At 73.0% G+C, this 16815-nt stretch carries 15 protein-coding genes; 6 read left to right on the top strand and 9 right to left on the bottom strand.

Going from position 1 to position 16815, the window contains the following annotated elements; translation table 11 throughout:
- Positions 1 to 192: 192 nt before the first annotated feature.
- Entirely contained in the window at positions 193 to 441 is a 249-nt protein-coding gene (locus rosag_RS17460) for a hypothetical protein (RefSeq protein ID WP_284351448.1), read from the top strand.
- On the top strand, positions 420 to 1634 hold the full coding sequence (gene queG / locus rosag_RS17455) for a tRNA epoxyqueuosine(34) reductase QueG (RefSeq protein ID WP_284351447.1): 1215 nt from the start codon (positions 420 to 422) through the stop codon (positions 1632 to 1634). Before rosag_RS17460 ends, queG begins: the two co-directional genes overlap by 22 nt.
- On the opposite strand, the gene rosag_RS17450 is transcribed toward queG, so the two are convergent.
- Both rosag_RS17450 and rosag_RS17445 read right to left on the bottom strand, forming a co-directional pair.
- The gene (locus rosag_RS17450; protein ID WP_284351446.1) at positions 1620 to 4250 is read right to left on the bottom strand and encodes an ADOP family duplicated permease; all 2631 of its coding nucleotides are present in this window, start codon (positions 4248 to 4250) and stop codon (positions 1620 to 1622) included. The genes queG and rosag_RS17450 overlap by 15 nt on opposite strands.
- An 89-nt stretch (positions 4251 to 4339) precedes the next feature.
- Positions 4340 to 4699: a PadR family transcriptional regulator gene (locus rosag_RS17445; protein ID WP_284351445.1), complete on the bottom strand. Its 360-nt coding sequence runs from the start codon at positions 4697 to 4699 to the stop codon at positions 4340 to 4342.
- A gap of 99 nt (positions 4700 to 4798) precedes the next feature.
- Between rosag_RS17445 and rosag_RS17440 the strand changes: the two genes are divergently transcribed.
- Together rosag_RS17440 and rosag_RS17435 are read left to right on the top strand one after the other, a co-directional pair.
- The gene (locus rosag_RS17440) at positions 4799 to 5149 is read left to right on the top strand and encodes a hypothetical protein (RefSeq protein WP_284351444.1); all 351 of its coding nucleotides are present in this window, start codon (positions 4799 to 4801) and stop codon (positions 5147 to 5149) included.
- A gap of 185 nt (positions 5150 to 5334) precedes the next feature.
- Positions 5335 to 6042 (top strand): type 1 glutamine amidotransferase domain-containing protein, encoded by a 708-nt coding sequence (locus tag rosag_RS17435; RefSeq protein WP_284351443.1) that lies wholly within the window; start codon positions 5335 to 5337, stop codon positions 6040 to 6042.
- A 9-nt stretch (positions 6043 to 6051) separates the two neighbouring features.
- Here rosag_RS17435 and rosag_RS17430 read toward each other — a convergent pair whose 3' ends face one another.
- Positions 6052 to 6459 (bottom strand): MerR family transcriptional regulator, encoded by a 408-nt coding sequence (locus rosag_RS17430; RefSeq protein ID WP_284351442.1) that lies wholly within the window; start codon positions 6457 to 6459, stop codon positions 6052 to 6054.
- A gap of 85 nt (positions 6460 to 6544) precedes the next feature.
- On the opposite strand from rosag_RS17430, the gene rosag_RS17425 reads away from it, so the two are divergent.
- On the top strand, positions 6545 to 7786 hold the full coding sequence (locus tag rosag_RS17425; protein ID WP_284351441.1) for an NADH:flavin oxidoreductase/NADH oxidase family protein: 1242 nt from the start codon (positions 6545 to 6547) through the stop codon (positions 7784 to 7786).
- A gap of 74 nt (positions 7787 to 7860) precedes the next feature.
- Here the strand turns inward: rosag_RS17425 and rosag_RS17420 are convergent, their stop codons facing one another.
- Together rosag_RS17420 and rosag_RS17415 are read right to left on the bottom strand one after the other, a co-directional pair.
- Positions 7861 to 8421 carry a hypothetical protein gene (locus tag rosag_RS17420; RefSeq protein ID WP_284351440.1) on the bottom strand — a complete coding sequence of 187 codons (561 nt, stop codon included), beginning with the start codon at positions 8419 to 8421 and terminating at the stop codon, positions 7861 to 7863.
- Between the two features lie 106 nt (positions 8422 to 8527).
- Positions 8528 to 9367, bottom strand: a complete 840-nt coding sequence (locus rosag_RS17415; protein ID WP_284351439.1) for a hypothetical protein — start codon at positions 9365 to 9367, stop codon at positions 8528 to 8530.
- Between the two features lie 205 nt (positions 9368 to 9572).
- On the opposite strand from rosag_RS17415, the gene rosag_RS17410 reads away from it, so the two are divergent.
- The gene (locus rosag_RS17410; RefSeq protein WP_284351438.1) at positions 9573 to 10754 is read left to right on the top strand and encodes a class-III pyridoxal-phosphate-dependent aminotransferase; all 1182 of its coding nucleotides are present in this window, start codon (positions 9573 to 9575) and stop codon (positions 10752 to 10754) included.
- A gap of 26 nt (positions 10755 to 10780) precedes the next feature.
- Here the strand turns inward: rosag_RS17410 and rosag_RS17405 are convergent, their stop codons facing one another.
- From rosag_RS17405 to rosag_RS17390, 4 genes are all read right to left on the bottom strand, one after another.
- A complete protein-coding gene (locus rosag_RS17405) occupies positions 10781 to 13480 on the bottom strand; it encodes a PAS domain-containing protein (protein ID WP_284351437.1) in 2700 nt (899 codons plus the stop codon).
- Positions 13481 to 13570: 90 nt separating this feature from the next.
- The gene (locus rosag_RS17400) at positions 13571 to 14752 is read right to left on the bottom strand and encodes a zinc-dependent alcohol dehydrogenase (RefSeq protein WP_284351436.1); all 1182 of its coding nucleotides are present in this window, start codon (positions 14750 to 14752) and stop codon (positions 13571 to 13573) included.
- A gap of 24 nt (positions 14753 to 14776) precedes the next feature.
- The gene (locus rosag_RS17395; RefSeq protein WP_284351435.1) at positions 14777 to 15835 is read right to left on the bottom strand and encodes an SRPBCC family protein; all 1059 of its coding nucleotides are present in this window, start codon (positions 15833 to 15835) and stop codon (positions 14777 to 14779) included.
- A 32-nt stretch (positions 15836 to 15867) separates the two neighbouring features.
- Complete coding sequence (locus rosag_RS17390) at positions 15868 to 16539, bottom strand: type 1 glutamine amidotransferase domain-containing protein (RefSeq protein WP_284351434.1); 672 nt, start codon at positions 16537 to 16539, stop codon at positions 15868 to 15870.
- Positions 16540 to 16815 lie beyond the last annotated feature (276 nt).

Below are 16815 nucleotides of genomic sequence, written 5' to 3'. Positions count from 1 at the left end.
GAGGCAACGTAATGGCGGACTCGAGGGGCCGGAAATCGAGCTGGGTGCTGGTAGCGCTCGCGCTGGTGCTGGTGGTGGGGTGGGTGGCGATGAACCTCTTCGGCTCCGCGGCCAGCCAGCGCTGACGTCAGGGCGCCGCGACCGCGCCCGGTGAGTTGAAGGGGGTCGGCGGCGAGGCGAGATTTCGGGGTCATGTCCTGGCCCCGCCTCGTGCTCGCCGTCGCGTCCCGCGCGCTCGTCTCGCCCCCGCTCGCCATCGACCTGCTGCGCGTGGCGTGGCGGTTCCGCGTGCGGCGCTGGTGGGCGCGCCCGCCGTTCCTGCCCGTGCCGTCGCGCGACTACGTGCGCTGGCGCATGCACACGGCCTACGGCGACGAGGGCGCGATCCCGCCGGCCGAGGACGTGATCCGGTACGCGCGATGGGTGGGACGGCAGCGCTGACGGCGCCCACGCCGGACGCGTCGGACGCGTCGGACGCCGCGGACGTCGCCGCGCTCACGACGCTGCTCAAGGGGCAGGCGTTCGGCCTCGGCTTCGACCTCGCGGGCGTGGTGCGGCTGGGCCCCGCCGAGTCGGCGGACGCGTTCGACGCGTGGATCGCGGCGGGCTACGCGGGCGAGATGGACTACCTCGCGCGCGGGGCCGAGAAGCGCCGCGACACGCGGCTGACGGTGCCGGCGTCGCGCGCGCACACGACCGAGCGCGCCGCCGCGGTGAGCGCGCTCGTCGTGGCGCTCGACTACGGCGGCCGCGAGCCCGACGGCCCGGTGGCGCGCTACGCGCGCGGCGACGACTACCACGACGTGATGCAGGCGCGCCTGGAGGCGCTGCACCGCTGGGTGGAGGCGCGCGTGGGCCGCGCGGTGCCGGGCCGCGCGTACGTCGACACGGGCCCGCTGCTGGAGCGCGACCTCGCGCGGCGCGCGGGACTCGGCTGGTTCGGGAAGAACACGAACCTGATCAACCCGCAGCGCGGCTCGTTCTTCTTCCTGGGCGCGCTGCTGCTGGGGATCGAGCTCGCGCCCGACGCGCCGTTCGCGGCCGACCGCTGCGGCACGTGCACGCGCTGCCTCGACGCCTGCCCCACCGACGCGTTCGTGGGGCCGCGCGTGCTGGACGCGACGCGCTGCATCTCGTACCTGACGATCGAGCAGCGCGGCGCGATCCCCGAGGCGCTGCGCGCGCGGATCGGCGCGCACGCGTACGGGTGCGACGTGTGTCAGGACGTGTGCCCGTGGAACGTGCGCTTCGCGAGCGAATTGAAGGAGCCGACGTTCGCGCCGCGCGCGGCGATCGCGGGGAAGGACGCGCGCGCCTTCGCGCGCGACGTGCTGGCGATGGACGTCGACGCGTACCGCGCGGCGTTCCGCGGCTCGCCGATGAAGCGCGCGAAGCTGCCGGCGATGAAGCGCAACGCGGCCGTCGTCCTCGGCAACGTAGGAACGGCGGACGACGTCGACGTGCTCACCCGCGTTCTACACGAGGAGCCCGACTCCATCGTCCGCCAGCACGCCGCGTGGGCGCTCGACGTGCTCGACGCCCGAAACTCGGCGCCTGGTCGACCCGGATCGCCACGCCAGCCAGCGCCGGATCCCCGCCCTGATCGCGAAGGGGCCAGCTCAGTTCTCGAGTAGCGACTGCGCTGGCTCGATCCCGGCGACGCGACGGGCGGGGAGGTAGCAGGCCACCGCGGCGACGAGCGCCAGACCGACCGCGACGGCGCCGAGCGTGAGGGGATCGAACGGGGAGACGCCCACCAGCACGCCGCCCACCAGGCGGCTCGCGAGGTAGATCCCCGGCGCCCCGATGAGCAGTCCCAGGCCGACCAGGCGTGCCCCCTCACCGAGGATCAGCCGCAGCACGCGGCGGTGGTCCGCACCGAGCGCGAGCCGCACCGCGATCTCGTGCCGCCGACGGCTCACCGATCCCGCGATGACGCCGTAGAGGCCCATGGCCGCGAGGAGCAGCGCGCCCAGCGAGAAGCCCGACAGGAGCACCGCGCTCAGGCGCGGCTGCTGCACCGCCGCGCTCACGATCTCGTCCATCGACCGGACCTGCGAGACGGCGAGCTGCGGATCGACCCGCGCGATCGCGGCCCGCACCTCCGGCACGAGCCCGGTCGGCGAGCGGTCGCTGCGGAGCGCGAAGCTGAGCGCGTTCTCCGTGTAGTCCTCGTCGCGCACGTAGAGCTGCGGCCGGCCGTCCTGGTGGACGTCGTGGAGCCGCGCGTGCTCCACGACCCCCACGACGCGGAGCGTGTCGTCGAAGAACTCGAGCGTCGCCCCGACCGCGCTGCCCGTCGGGAAGAACCGCTGCGCCAGCGTCCGGTCGATCACCGCCTCGCGGACACCGCGCGACGGCGTCGGCTCGAACGCGCGGCCGGCGAGCACGCGGATGCCCAGCGCCTCGAAGTAGCCCGCGCGCGTCTGCACGTAGTCGACGAGCGGGCGGTCGCGCTCCGTGTCCCCCGAGTTGCCCGGCGCGCCCGGGAAGTGGACGGTCGACTGGGCCGGGTCGCCGCTCAGGGGGAGCGCTCCCGACGCGCCCACGGCGGTGATGCCGGGGATCGCCGCGAGCGCGCGGTGCAGCCGCTCGTGCACCGCCACCACCTGCGTGTCGGTCGGGTAGCGCGCGCCGGGCACCGGCACCCCGAACGTGAGCACGCCGGCCGGCGAGAACCCGGGGTCGATGCGGAGCAGGTGCTCGAAGCTCCGGACCACGAGGCCGCCCGCGCTGAGCAGCACGAGCGAGAGCGCCACCTGGGCGACGACCATGGCGCGCCGCAGCGGTCCGTAGCCTCCCCCACCCCCGCGCACCGCGGCGTTCCGGAGCAGCGTGGCGAGCCCCGCGCGCGTGGACCACACGGCCGGCAGCGTGCCGGCGAGCGCGCCGAGCAGCGCGCCGACGCCGACGACCACCGCCGCCAGGCGCCAGTCGACGGCGATGGTCTCCCGGCGCGGGAGGTCCAGCGGCGCGAGCGCGACCAGCGCGCGCGTGCCCCACACCGCCGCCAGCGCGCCCAGCGCGCCGCCCGCCGTGCCGAGGAGCACCGCCTCGAGCAGCGTCGCGCGCACCAGCGCCAGGCGGTTCGCGCCGAGTGCGCGTGAGATCGCGAGCTCCCGCTCGCGCTGCGCCGCGCGCACGAGCAGCAGCGTCGCCATGTTCACGCCGAGCACGAGCACGAGGAGCACGCCCGCGGCGCCGAGCACCAGCAGGGGCGCTCGCACCGCGTCGAGCAGGTCGGCCTTGATCCCCACCGGGTAGAGGCTGATCCCCTTCCCCTGGAAATCGCGCTCGTCCACCATCTTGCCGACCGCACCGACGGCCGACGCGACCAGCGCCGGCGGCGTGCCGGCCCGCGCGCGGATCATCACGCTGTAGCTGCCGGCGCCCGGGTTCGTCTCGGCGAGGTTCACGAGGTGGGTGACGTACGCGTCGGACGCCAGCTCCCCCTCGAGGCGGAAGTCCGGCCCCAGGACCCCGATGACCTGGTACGGCGTGCCGTCGAGCACGACGTCGGCGCCGACCACGTCGCGGCGGCCGCCGAAGCGCCGCTGCCACAGCTCGTGCCCGAGCACGACCAGGGCCGGCCGGCCGGGTCCGGCTTCCCCCGCCGCGAACGTCCGCCCGAGCGCCGGTCGGACGCCGAGCAGGTGGAAGAGGTTGGGCGAGGTGATGAGCACGCTCACCTGCTCCGGGGCGGTGTCGTCCGACCCGGATCCCGCCGCGGTCAGCGTCGCCCGCGCCCGGTCCACGCCCGCCGCGCCCTCGATCACCCCGCCGGCGGCCCCGAGCGCCACGACGTCGGTCCCCGCCAGGCTGCCGTGCTTGAGGTCGAAGACCTTCCCGTAGTCGCGCCACACGAGGTACAGGTCGTCCGGGCGCTCGTACGGCAGCGGGGCGAGCAGGACCTTCTGCACGACGGTGGCGACCATCGCGAACGCGCCCAGGCCCACGGTGAGCGTCGCGATCATGCTGAGCGTGAACAGCGGCGCACGCACCAGCCGGCGGACGGCGCGCTCGGTGTCGCGCCCCCAGTTGCCGCTCCGGCGCCAGCCGACCGCCGGCCGCATCCGCTCGCCGAGGCCGTTGCGCGTGGAGTCCGCCAGCGACAGCAGCCAGACGCCGGCGAGCGCTGCCACGCCTCCATCGCGGACGGCCGCCCGGCTGCGGTCGCGATAGGTCTCGAGGAAGGCCTCCCCCATCTCGTCGCGGAAGTCGGCGGGGTAGAGCCGGAGCAGGAGGCGCATCCAGCGGTCCGAGGCCCGGACCAACCGCTCCTCGTTCGCGCGACCGCCATCCGTGGGCACGTGCCGCTGCTTGGACATGACGTGGAGGGTCACGTGGCTACCGCCTCGATCAGCCCGCTGGCCGCGGCCGCGCGCATCAGCGCGGCCAGGCGCCGCGCCTCTGCCCGGGCGACTTCCAGCCCCAGGGGCGTGATCTGGTAATAGTGCCGGCGCTCGTCGGCGCTCTCCGGCACGTCGCGGCGCGCCGAGGCGCCGATCAACCCCTGGTCCTGCATCCGGCGGAGGGCGCGGTAGAGCGTCCCGACATCGGGCACGGCAGTCGCGCCGCGCGCCTCGCTGTCGAGAATGATCCCGTAGCCGTGCCGCTCACCGGCCGCCAGGCTCAGCAGCACGTCGAACTCGACGGGCCGCAGCGGCAGGAACCGCTCGACCGAGCGATCGCGATCCATCCCCATTCCAGAGCCCCCTCGAGTCCGCGCCCCGGTTGCTTGCGCAACGCATATTTGTGCGACGCATACTGGCGCGCTGCATATGTACGTGATGCATGCATGGAGGTCAAGCCGCGGGCCGCCGGCTGGGGTCAGGGCGACGCGCGTCCGTGGGCCGCGGCGATCGCGGGCGGGGACGCGCGCCTTCGCGCGCGACGTGCCGGGGATGGACGTCGACGCGTACCGCGCGGCGTTCCGCGGCTCGCCGATGAAACGCGCCAGGCTGCCGGCGATGCAGCACAACGCGGCCGCGGCGCTCGGAATGTGGGCACGGCGGACGACGCCGGGGTGCTGACGCGCGTGCTGGACGAGGAGCCTGATCCCATCATGCGCGGGCACGCCGCGTCGGCGCTCCGGCGGCTCGACGGCGATCGTGACACGCCCTCCGCCCCCGGACGCGGGCGGTTCTGAAGCCCGGCGAGCGACGGCCGTGAGACGCGGACGCCGAGTCGGGTCAGCGACGGTTCCCACGTGCGCGGCACCGTTGAACGCGCACCCTTGACCCTGATGTCGGGTTCAGGGTTAGCGTCATCGAGGGCGGCGCCACGGCGTTCTCGCCACTTCGGCGCTGCAACACGCGGGGAAACGTGGGCACCATGAGCAAGCGCATCCTCCACGTCGTCAGCAACGTGGCGCACTACGACGACCCGTCGCACCCGACCGGCCTGTGGCTCTCCGAGCTGACCCACGCATGGGACGTCTTTGACGACCGGGGCTACGAACAGCGGATCGTCAGCCCGCGGGGCGGACGGTCGCCGCTGGAGCCCCGCGCGTTGAAGTGGCCGCTGCTGGATCGGTCCGCGAAAGCCTGGCTCGACGATCCGGCGCGTATGGCGCTGCTGGCGTCGACCGCGCGGCCCGACGAGATCGATCCGGCGGAGTTCGACGCGATCTACTTCACCGGCGGCCATGCGGTGATGTGGGATTTTCCCGACAGCGAGGGCCTGCAGACCATCACGCGCGCGATCTGGGAGCAGGGCGGTGTCGTCTCCGCCGTCTGCCACGGCTACTGCGGGCTGCTCAACACTCGGCTGTCGGACGGGACGCTGCTCGTGGCCCACCGGCGGGTGACCGGCTTCTCCTGGACGGAAGAGGTGCTGGCCGGCGTGGCGAAGCGCATGCCGTACAACGCCGAGGCCGAGATGACGCGACGCGGCGCGGAGTACCGCAAGGCGCTGCTGCCGTTCGTCTCCCACGTCGTGACCGACGGCCGACTGGTGACCGGCCAGAACCCGTTCTCGGCGAAGGCGACCGCGAACACGGTGGCCGAGCGTCTGGAGCGGCTCGCCAGCGCGTCTCGCTAGCGCGTCTCGCTAGTCGCCGTCGAACAGGCTCGCCAACACGCGTCGCGCATTGTCGGCGCAGTCGATGTCGTCCGGCCGCGCCTCGATCTCGTCGATCAGCGTGACGAGCTGCGCCCTTCGCTGCGCGAGCCGCAATGCGAGCGCGTCGATGTCGGCGACCTTTCGCCGCAGCGTATCGGTCAGCGCGTCGTGGTCCCAGTGCGCTCGGTCGTCCGGCAGCAGCGTGCGGATCTCGTCGAGGCTGAACCCGGCGGACTGGGCGATCGCGATCACCCTGAGGATGACGAGCGCCTCCGGCGGGTAGACGCGATACCCGTTGGCCCGGCGCTCGACCGTCGTCAGCAGCCCGATCCTCTCGTAGAAGCGGATGCGCGACTGCGTCAGTCCGCTCCGCTTCGCCAGCTCACCGATCGTCATCGCTCCCGCAGGCCTCAGGTGTCCCCTTGACCTTCAACTTAACTCCAAGGTTATGCTTCGAGCAAGTTGACCCAGGAGCCCTGCCATGTCCCTGTTCGCACCGCTCACGCTGCCCAACGGAGCGATCATCCCCAACCGCATCGCCAAGGCGGCGATGGAGGAGAATCTGGCGGACGCCGACCACGCGCCGTCGGCCGCGCTGATCCGCCTCTACCGCGCGTGGGGCGAGGGCGGTGCGGGCCTCATCATCACCGGCAACGTGATGGTGGACGCGCGCGCCATGACCGGCCCGGCCGGCGTGGTGCTGGAGGATGACCGGCACCTCGACCGCTTCCGCGCCTGGGCGGGCGCCATGCGGGCAGGCGGCGGGCAGGCGTGGATGCAGATCAACCATCCCGGCCGCCAGACGCCGGCCGCACTGGCCCAGGACGCGCTCGCGCCGTCGGCGATCGCGCTCGACCTCGGCGCGCAGTCGAAGCGGTTCCCCGTGCCGCGTGCGATGACGGCCGACGACATCGCGGACGTCGAACACCGCTTCGCGACCACCGCGGCGCTGGCGGAACGGGCCAGGTTCACGGGCGTCGAGATCCATGCCGCGCATGGCTATCTGCTCAGCCAGTTCCTCTCTCCGCTCGCGAATCACCGTGCCGACCGGTGGGGTGGGAGCTTGGAGAACCGGGCGCGGTTGCTGGTCGATGTGGTGCGCGCGGTCCGCGCGGCGGTGTCGCCGGGGTTTGCGGTCGCGGTGAAGCTCAACTCGGCGGACTTCCAGCGCGGCGGCTTCTCGCCCGAGGATGCGCGGGCGGTGGTGGCGATGATCGGCCCGCTCGGCGTCGACCTCGTGGAGCTGTCCGGCGGCAGCTACGAAGCACCGGCGATGATGGGCGCGTCACGCGACGAGCGCACGCTGGCGCGCGAGGCCTACTTCCTCGACTTCGCGCGCGACATCGCCGCCGTCGCGACCATGCCGCTGATGGTGACCGGCGGCATCCGGCGGCGTGCGGCCGCCGAGCAGGTGATCGCCGGCGGCGTCGCGATGGCTGGCATCGCCACGGCGATCGCGATCCAGCCCGACCTTCCGGAGCGGTGGCGGCGTGGCGGCGACGACGCGCCGGCGCTCAGGGCCATCACCTGGAAGAACAAGCCGCTCGCCTCGTCGGCGCACATGTCCGCCGTGCGCTACCAGCTGGCCCGGCTCAGCCGGGGAAGGCTCACCGCTCCGAACGTCTCGCCGCTCTGGGCGCTCATCACCGCACAGCTCGCGGCGAAGCGGCGAGCGAGGCGCTATCGCCGCTGGATCACCGCCCGCGCGGCGAACGCGCCGTGACTGCTTCACGACGGCGACACGGCGGTGAAGCATGAGGGCCCACGAAAAGCGCTGAGCCCAAGGGCCATCGAGCCTCAGGCCACGAGCTTCTCGGCCTCCACGTTCAGCATCTCCAGGTCGGGCATCGAGCCGAGCAGGGTGAGCGCGTGCTTCGCCAGCTCGCGCGGAACGCCGCCGGCAAGGTGGGCGAATCGGCCGCCGTTGTCCGGAAAGACGTCGAAGATGCCGTATTCGCCTTCATCGGTGTGGATCGCGAACCACGCCGTGGTCCTGGGCTCGTCCATGACCACCGGCTGCGCGTCACGCAGAAACTGCTCGACTTCCGGCTCGTGTCCGGACTTCGCCCGGAACGTGAGCAGCAGGCCTTTCGTGTCCGGCTCGCGCGTGCCGGCCGTCGGCAGCTTGTTCGCGAGCACGACGAGCTTCCGGATGCGCGGTGCGTTCGCGAGGAGCTCACCGCCGCGCTGCTCGAGCGCCTGGGCCACCGGTCCGGCGAGGTGCGCGTCACGTGCCGCGTCGTCCTGAAAGACGTCGAAGATGCCGTACTCGCCGCGCCCGAAGCGCACGGCGAACCACGCCGTGGTTCCCGCTTCCCGCTGCACGAGGGGCAGCGCGGCACGGAGGAACGCTTCCACGTCCGCCTCCTTCCCCGCTCTGGCTTCCAGTCGAACGAGCAGACCACGGCTGACCATCGAGTGCCTCCAGTCATGTCCGAATGTGCGTCGCACGCGCGTGCCGGGGTCAGCGCATCCCGGCGTCGCGCTCGTCCGGTCCCCGCGGCGGCCGCCGGTCGGCGTCCGGACGGTCCCCGCCGTGGATGTCGATCGTCGGCTCGCCGTCCGGTCCGGCGGTGAGGCCGCCGAGGAGCTGGCCGTCGCGGTAGACGAGCTCCGAGCCGCCCGCCTCGTCGTAGTCGCCGCCGCCGAGCGCCCCCTCCATGCGCACCTCCGCGTCCGGCGGGACGCCCTCGGCGCCGCGCGGCCAGACGCCCGTGCGCCCGCCGATCTCGTCACGGCGGCCCTGTCCGCCGCCGGGCTGCCCGCTCTCACGCCGCGCCGCGTCGCCGCCGCGCGTGCGATCGGTCTCGTGCTCACCCATGCGTCCTCCCGTGCTCCCACGTGCGGAGCGCGTCGTCGCGGCCGCGCCGGGGCGCCCGGTCGCCGGATACGGCTCCTCGGGCGGCAGCGCACCGCGGTCGTACGCGATGCCGGACTCTCGCAGCAGGATGTGCCAGCGCTCGCGCACCCAGTGGTCGAGCCGCGCATCCAGCGTCGCGCGCTCCGCCGCAGTGATCGCGGGCGGCTCCGGAGCGCTCGGCGGGTCGACCTCGGCGTACGGGCGGCCGTCGTTCCAGCGGAAGCGCGCGACCTCGCGGTCGGAGACCCGTGCGTCGGCGCGCGGAGCCGCCGGACGCCATCCCTCCGGGAGCTCGTCCTCCCGCACGGCCACGCGGATCACGTCGAACTCGGCCGGCGCCCACCGCAGCACGCCGAAGTCGGGGCGCGCATCCGCACCGTGGCCCAACTGCTCCCACTGCTCGCGCGTGAGTGGGATCCCCAGATCCAGGTTGTGCATCGTCATGGCGTCTCTCGCGTCTCGATACGTCTCTCGCGCGCCGATGCCCGGCACCGAACACTGACGTCGGCGCGGCGCCGCCGCTGCCGGGAAACCGGGAAGCCCGTCGCGCACGTCGATCGGGGACGGAACGCCCGAGGCCCGGGCCTGGCATGCCTACTGCCGCACGCCAGCGGGCAGATCCCGCACGTTCGCTTCACGGGGGGACTGAATGGCGATTCCCCGCGCCGTGCGCCGCTACGTCGTCAGCGATCGCGAGCCGGAGCTGCAGATCACGCGATCGAGCGGCAGCCACGTCTTCGACGAGCGCGGACGGCGATACGTCGACTTCCTGACGGGATGGTGCGTCGGGAATCTCGGGTGGGGACATCCGCCGCTCGAGCGCGTCGCGCGGTCGTTCCGGGGTCCCGACTACGTGTACCCGGGCTACGCGTACGAGCCGTGGGGTGAGCTGGCGCAGCTGCTCGTGTCGGTCGCGCCACGCGGCCTCGCCAGGTGCGCTCGCGCGACGGGCGGATCGGAGGCCGTCGACATCGCGCTGCAGGCAGCGATGATCCACACGGGCCGTCGCCGCTTTCTCTCGCTCGAGGACAGCTACCACGGCAACACGATCGGCGCGCTCAGCGTCGGCGAATCGAGCTACCGCGAGCACATGCCCGCGCTGCTGCCGAACTGCGCGAAGATCCGGACGCCGCTCGACGAGCGCGCGCTCGAGCGCATCCGGAAACGGCTCGCACGCCGCGACGTCGCCGCGTTCATCTTCGAGCCCATCTCGATCAACCTCGGCGTGACCGAGCCGACGCGCGAGATCGCGCAGGAGATCCAGCGCCTGTGTCGCCGCTTCGGCACGATGCTGATCGCCGACGAGGTGGCGAGCGGCTTCGGGCGCACCGGACGCCTCTTCGCGTGCGAGCACTTCGATCTCGAGCCCGACATCATGACGGTGGCGAAGGCGCTCACCGGCGGCGTCTCGGGCATCGGCGCGGTGCTCATGACGGAAGACGTGGCCGCGTCGCTCCGCGAGCATGGCAACGTCTATTCGACGTACGGCTGGCATCCACGAAGCACCGCGGTCGCGATCGCGACGATGAAGTATCTCATCCGGCGGCGCGGCCCCCTCCTGCGCGGCGTCGAGCGGATGAGCGAGTACTTCCGCGAGCGATTCCTGCAGATGCCCTTCGACGACGAGCCCGAGCTCCGCATCCGGGGCATGGCGCTCGCCGTGGACATCCACGACGAGGCGCGCGCCGACGCGATCCAGAAGCGCTGCCGCCGGAACGGCCTGCTGCTCGACACGAACGATGGAGCGCTGCTGCTGCTGCCCGCGCTCACCATCGCGCGCGACGTGGCGGAGGAGGGGCTCGACCTCCTCGTCGAGTCGATCGCGGGCTGACGGCCCGGCGTCGCGGACGATCGCGCCTAGCCCTCGCGACGCGCCGTCCGGCGCAACGCCGCGCGCACCGCGTCGAGCAGGCGCTCGGGGGTGAACGGCTTCTCGAGCAGCGCCATGGTCGGCACCACGAGCCCTCGCCGGACGATCTCGTCGTCCGTGTACCCGGACATGCAGAGCACCCGCAGCTCCGGGTAGCGCGCGGTGAGCTGCTCCACGAGCTCCCGGCCGTTCATCTCGGGCATCACGATGTCGGTCAGCACGAGGTGGATCGGCCGCGCGGAGGCTCCGGCCACGCGAAGCGCGTCCCGGCCATCGGTGGCCGTGAGCACGGTGTAGCCAGCGCGCGTCAGGATCCGGCCGACGCCCGCGCGCACGGCCGCGTCGTCCTCGACCAGCAGCACCGTCTCGGTGCCGCGCCCCACGCCGGGCGCGGCGGTCTCCGCCACACCGGACGGCGCGGGGGCGGCCGCGGCCGGCAGGTCGATGTCGAACCGCGTCCCGTCGCCCGGCGCGCTCGTGACCCACACGTGCCCGCCCGACTGCTTCACGATGCCGTACACCGTCGAGAGGCCGAGCCCGGTCCCCTGGCTGGACGCCTTCGTGGTGAAGAACGGCTCGAAGATGCGGGCGACCGTCCCCTCGTCCATGCCGACCCCCGTGTCGCGCACCGTCAGGCGCACGTAGGCGCCCGGCTCGACCACGTCCCCGCGGTGAAGCGCCTCGACCGCCGCCGCGTCGACGTTGGCGGTCTCGATCCGCAGGGTGCCACCGTTCGGCATCGCGTCGCGCGCGTTGACGGCGAGGTTCATCAGCACCTGCTCGAGCTGCCCCGGATCGGCGACGACCGGAGCCAGCGACGCGCCCGGCATCGTGAGCACCCGGATGTCCTCGCCGATGAGCCGGCGCAGCATGGGCGTCACGCCCTCCACCACGCGGTTGAGGTCGAGCACCTCGGCCTTGAGCAGCTGCTTCCGGCTGAACACGAGGAGCTGCCGCGTGAGCTGGACCGCACGGGCCGTCGCCTCCTCGACGGCCGCGAGCTCCTCGGCCGCCGGGGTTCCGGAAGGGAGCGTCTCACGCGCGAAGCGGGTGCTGGCCATGATGACCTGCAGCAGGTTGTTGAAGTCGTGCGCCACCCCGCCGGCCAGCTGCCCGACCGCCTCCATCTTCTGCGCCTGCCGGAGCTGCGACTCGAGCCGGCCGCGCTCGCTCACATCCAGCCCCAGCCCGACGACCGACCCGTCCGACAGCGCGACCGTCGCCCAGCTCGTCTGCAGCATGCGACCGTCGCGACTCCGCATCCGGAACTCGCCGGGACGGCCCGTGGCGGCGCGCGTGAACTCCACGACCCGCGCGCGCTCCGCCGGATCGGGATAGAGCTCGGCGAGCAGGTCCAGCGTGCGCGCCTCCGCCCAGCTCCAGCCGCTGAGGCGCGTCCACTCCGCGTTCGCGAACACGGGCTCGCCCGTCGCGCTCGTCACGGTCACCATCGCCGGGATGTGGTCGAGGATCGCCTGCAGCAGCTCGTACTGCCGGCGCGCGAGCGCCTCGGCGCGCCGGCGGTCGGTGACGTCGAGCAGCAGGCCGTCCCACAGGATGCTGCCGTCGGGCTGCCGCTGCGGCTGCGCCGCGCCCTGCACCCACCGCTCCTCGCCGCTGGGCAGCAGCAGGCGGCCCTCCCAGCCCCACCGCTCGAGCGTCGCGGCCGACGCGGCGACCGTCCGCGCCCACTCGGCACGGTCGTCGGGGTGCACGAGGGCGAACGCCTCCTGCGGATCGCGCTGCATCGCCTCGGGCGAGAGCCCGTAGATCTCGCGCGCCCCCGCGCTCACGTACGGCAGCGCCTCGGTGCCGTCGGGGGCGAGGACGTACTGGAAGACCATGCCGGGCACCTTCGCCGCGACACGGTCGAAGCGCGCCTGGCTCTCCTGCAGCGCCTCCACCGTGCGCACGCGCTCGGTCACGTCCTGGCAGCTCCCGGCGACGCGCACGACGGCGCCCTCGGGCCCGCGCGTCACGCGACCGCGGCAGTGCAGCGTGCGCTCGGTGCCGTCGGGCCGGACGATCCGGTAGTCGTGCGCGAACGCGCCGCCGACGCGCACCGCGTCGGCGTGGTCCGCCGTCACCCGCGCCCGGTCGTCGGGATGCACGAGGCCGATGAACCGCTCGTACGAGGCCTCCACGCCCCCCGGCGCGAAGCCGTGGATGCGGTACAGCTCGTCCGACCAGGTGGTCGCCCCCGTGCCGACCTCCCAGCTCCAGCTCCCGATGCTCGCGATCTCCTGCGTCTCGCGGAGGAGCGCTTCGCTCGCCCGGAGCCTCGCCTCGGCCGTCCGCTGCGCGGTGACGTCGGTGGCGATGCTGTGGCAGCGCCCCTGCGCGTCCGGCGCCGAGACGATCCACGAGAGCCAGCGATAGGACCCGTCGCGGCACCGAAAGCGGTTCACGAACGGGTCGAGCGCGCCGTCGGAGCGGACCGTCCTGCTCGCCGCCAGGGTCGCCACGCGGTCGTCCGGGTGCACGAAGTCCAGCAGCGGCCGCCCCAGCAGCTCGTCGACCGTCCACCCCAGCGCGCGCTCCCACGCGGGATTCACGTGCAGGAAGGTCCCCTCCGGTCCGGTGACGCAGAGCAGGTTGCGCGTGAGGGCGAAGAGGCGGCCGACCACCTCGACGGGCACGGCGCCGGTGGCGCCATCCGGGGCGGCGGGTGGCGGAGGGTGCGACATCGGCGCGAAGGGGACGTGCGGCGGTTACGACGGGGATGCGAGCTCCGGCCCGGGCGGCGGGGCGCTGCTCCCGCCGCCCGGCCCCGGTCGTCACGCCTTGAGCACGACCTTCTCGCAGCCGTCCATCTTGTTGACGAACATGTCGTACCCCTTCGGAGCGTCGGCCAGCGGGAGGATGTGGCTGATCACCATCGTCGGGTCGATCTCCCCGCGCTCGATGCGGCCGAGCAGCGGCTTCATGTAGCGCGGGACGTGCGTCTGCCCGGTCTTGATCGTGATCGCGCGGTTCATCAGGGAGCCTAGTGGGAACTTGTCCACCATCCCGCCGTAGACGCCGATGATCGAGACCGTGCCGCCGCTGCGACACGCCATGATCGCCTCACGGACCGCGATCGGCCGGTCGATCTCGAGCTTGAGCGCCTGCTTCGTGCGGTCGTAGGCGTAGGCGAGGCCCGGCGCGTGCGCCTCCATCCCCACCGCGTCGATGCACTTGTCGGGGCCGCGGCCGCCGGTCAGCTCCTTGAGCGCGTCGACGACCGTCGTGCCGTCGAGCTGCTCGTAGTTGATCACGTCGGTCGCGCCGGCGCGCGCGACGGCGCGCTGCAGCCGGTAGTCGAAGCGATCGATCGCGACCACGCGCTCGGCGCCCAGCAGCTTCGCGCTCGCCATCGCGAACAGCCCCACCGGGCCGGCGCCCCACACCGCGACGAAATCGCCGGGCTGGATGTCGCACATCTCCGCCGCCATGTAGCCGGTCGGCAGGATGTCCGACAGGAAGAGCACCTGCTCGTCGGTGAAGCCGTTCTCGATCTTGAGCGGCCCCACGTCGGCGTACGGCACGCGCGCGTACTCCGCCTGCCCGCCCGCGAAGCCACCGGTCAGGCGCGAGTAGCCGAAGAACCCGCACAGCGGATGGCCGACGACGGCCTCGGAGACCTGCGGGATCGGGTTCGAGTTCTCGCAGCACGAGAAGGCCTCGGCCCGGCAGGCGTTGCACACCCCGCAGGAGATCGTGAACGGGACGACGACGCGGTCGCCGACCTTGAGGTTCTTGACCGCGCGCCCGCACTCGACCACCTCGCCCATGAACTCGTGGCCGAGGATGTCGCCCTTCTCCATCGTCGGCATGAAGCCGTTGTAGAGGTGGAGGTCCGACCCGCAGATCGCGGTGCTCGTGATCTTCACGATGCAGTCGCGCTCGTTCAGGATCTGTGGATCGGGGACGTCGCGGACTTCCACGCGCTGCGTGCCCATCCAGCAGTTCGCTCTCATGTCATCCTCCTCTCGTGGGGCGGGTCAGAGGCGCGGCATCGCGCTCGACGGGCGGGGCTCGCCCGGCGGGGTGCTCGAGGCGCGGTCCCGGTTGCTCGTCGTGGCCGCCGTGTCGGCGGACCGCTCGGCGAGGATGGCCTCCTCGCGGTCGTACAGCTGGGGCGCCTGTCCCTCGGGCGGATGGGCGGGGCGCAGCCCGCTGGCGATCGACGCGTCCGAGTACAGGACCTCGCCGACCTCCAGCACCTGCTTGAAGCGCCGCAGGTCGCCGTCCACCTGCTGACCCGGCTCGTCGCCGAACAGCTTCGCGACGAGGGCGCCGAGCTTGCCCGCGGGCGGATCGTAGCGCAGGTCGACGTGGATCTCGGTGCCGCGCCCGCCGGGCGCCTGGAGGAAGCGCACCACACCGGCGTTGGGCACCTCGGCGCCCTCGACCGAGCGCCAGGCGATCAGCGCGTTCGGCCGGTCGTCGGTGATCTCCGCGTCCCACTCCACGCTCGTCCCGGCCGGGGCCTTCGCCCTCCAGTGCGACCGCCCGCCGCCGGTGACCTGCACCGACTCGAGGTTCTTCATGAAGCGCGGCAGGTTCTCGAGGTTGCGCCAGAAGGCGTAGACCTCGTCGGCCGGCCGGTTCACGGTGACGCTCTTGCGGACCCGGATGCCTTCCTGCCGTTCCGCGTCGACTGCCGTCGTCATCGGGGCTCTCCGTGTGTTGGTGAGGCGCTGGGCGCAGTACACGTCCAGCGCGGTGATCCCGAACAGCAGGGCCAGCGTGGTCGCCGCTCGGGGTCGGTCGTTGTCGTCCGAGTTGAGGGCGTCGCCGACCAGCACGAGGTCCATCGCGTCGCCCGCGACCCGCCCCCATGCCCACTGGGTCGGGCGGGGCTGCGAGAGGAGGCCCACGCCCGCCGCGATCTCGCGCACCCCGATGGCGCGCATCGTCGCCGTGCTCTTTCCGTCGGGGTCGACGCCGATCAGCCGATTCATGCGCCGCGGGGCCGCCAGCTGCGCGACCCCCAGCCCGATGCTGAACCACCCGAGCGCCTTCGCGAGCCGTTCGCCGTCGCTGCGTTGCGCTGCCATCCGTCCCTCCGGAGTGGATGCCGCCACCGCGTTCACCGCGCCCGCCACGCCTGTCGGGCCACGAGGCCGACCGTCGCCGCCGCGACGCTGCCCGCGAGGAGCCGCTGCCACGACCCGTCGCGCGCCGCGGCCGGCGTGGTGCGGCCGGTGTGGGCGGCGCCCTGGGCGAAGTGCTCGACGATGGCCTTGTCGAACGCGTGCAGATCCTGGGGCCCGCGGCTGGAGACCCAGTTGCGGTCGTGCACCACCGGCGAGTCCACCCACACGCCGCCCGCGTTGCGCACGTCGTCCTTGATCCCGGGCCACGACGTGAGGCGGCGCCCCCGCACGAGACCCGCCGAGACGAGCACCCACGGGCCGTGGCAGATCGTCGCGATCGGCTTGCCCGCGGCCTCGAACGCGCGCACGAACTCGAGCGCCTCGTCGCTCTGCCGCACGAAGTCGGGGTTGATGAACCCGCCGGGGATGTGCAGGCCGTCGTACGCGGCGGGGTCCGCGGTGAACACCGTCCGGTCGACGTCGATCTTCTTGCCCGGGTAGAGCAGGTTCATCCCCTGGATCGACCCCGGGCGGAGCGACACGATCTCCACCTCCGCCCCGTGCTTCTCCAGTGCCTTGACGGGCCGCGTCACCTCGACCTGCTCGAACCCGTCCGCCGCCAGCACGGCGATGCGCACCCCGTCCAGCTCCTGGCTGTCGAACATGGCGTAGCCCTCCCGATGCATCCTGATGCATCCTGATGCGGCGTCGTCTGCGTCGGGCGGTCGCACTCGCGCACGGCGACACACCACAGCACCGCTTCGCTCCGGGAGGCTATCCGCACGCCCGCGCGCGCGCTGCCGGACGACCGCGAACCGCCAAGTTCGTGGTTCCCCGACAGCGCTCGTGGCGCGGGCGCGCGAGATGCGCCGCGCCGCATTGCGCGGCGCCCGATCACGTCCCATGCTCCCAACTGTTGGGGACCCATGAGACTGCCGCGC

The organism is Roseisolibacter agri (genome assembly GCF_030159095.1).
GTDB lineage: Bacteria > Gemmatimonadota > Gemmatimonadetes > Gemmatimonadales > Gemmatimonadaceae > Roseisolibacter > Roseisolibacter agri.
The sequence above is the reverse complement of the archived record's forward strand: the minus strand, read 5'-3'. Positions and strand labels throughout refer to the sequence as shown.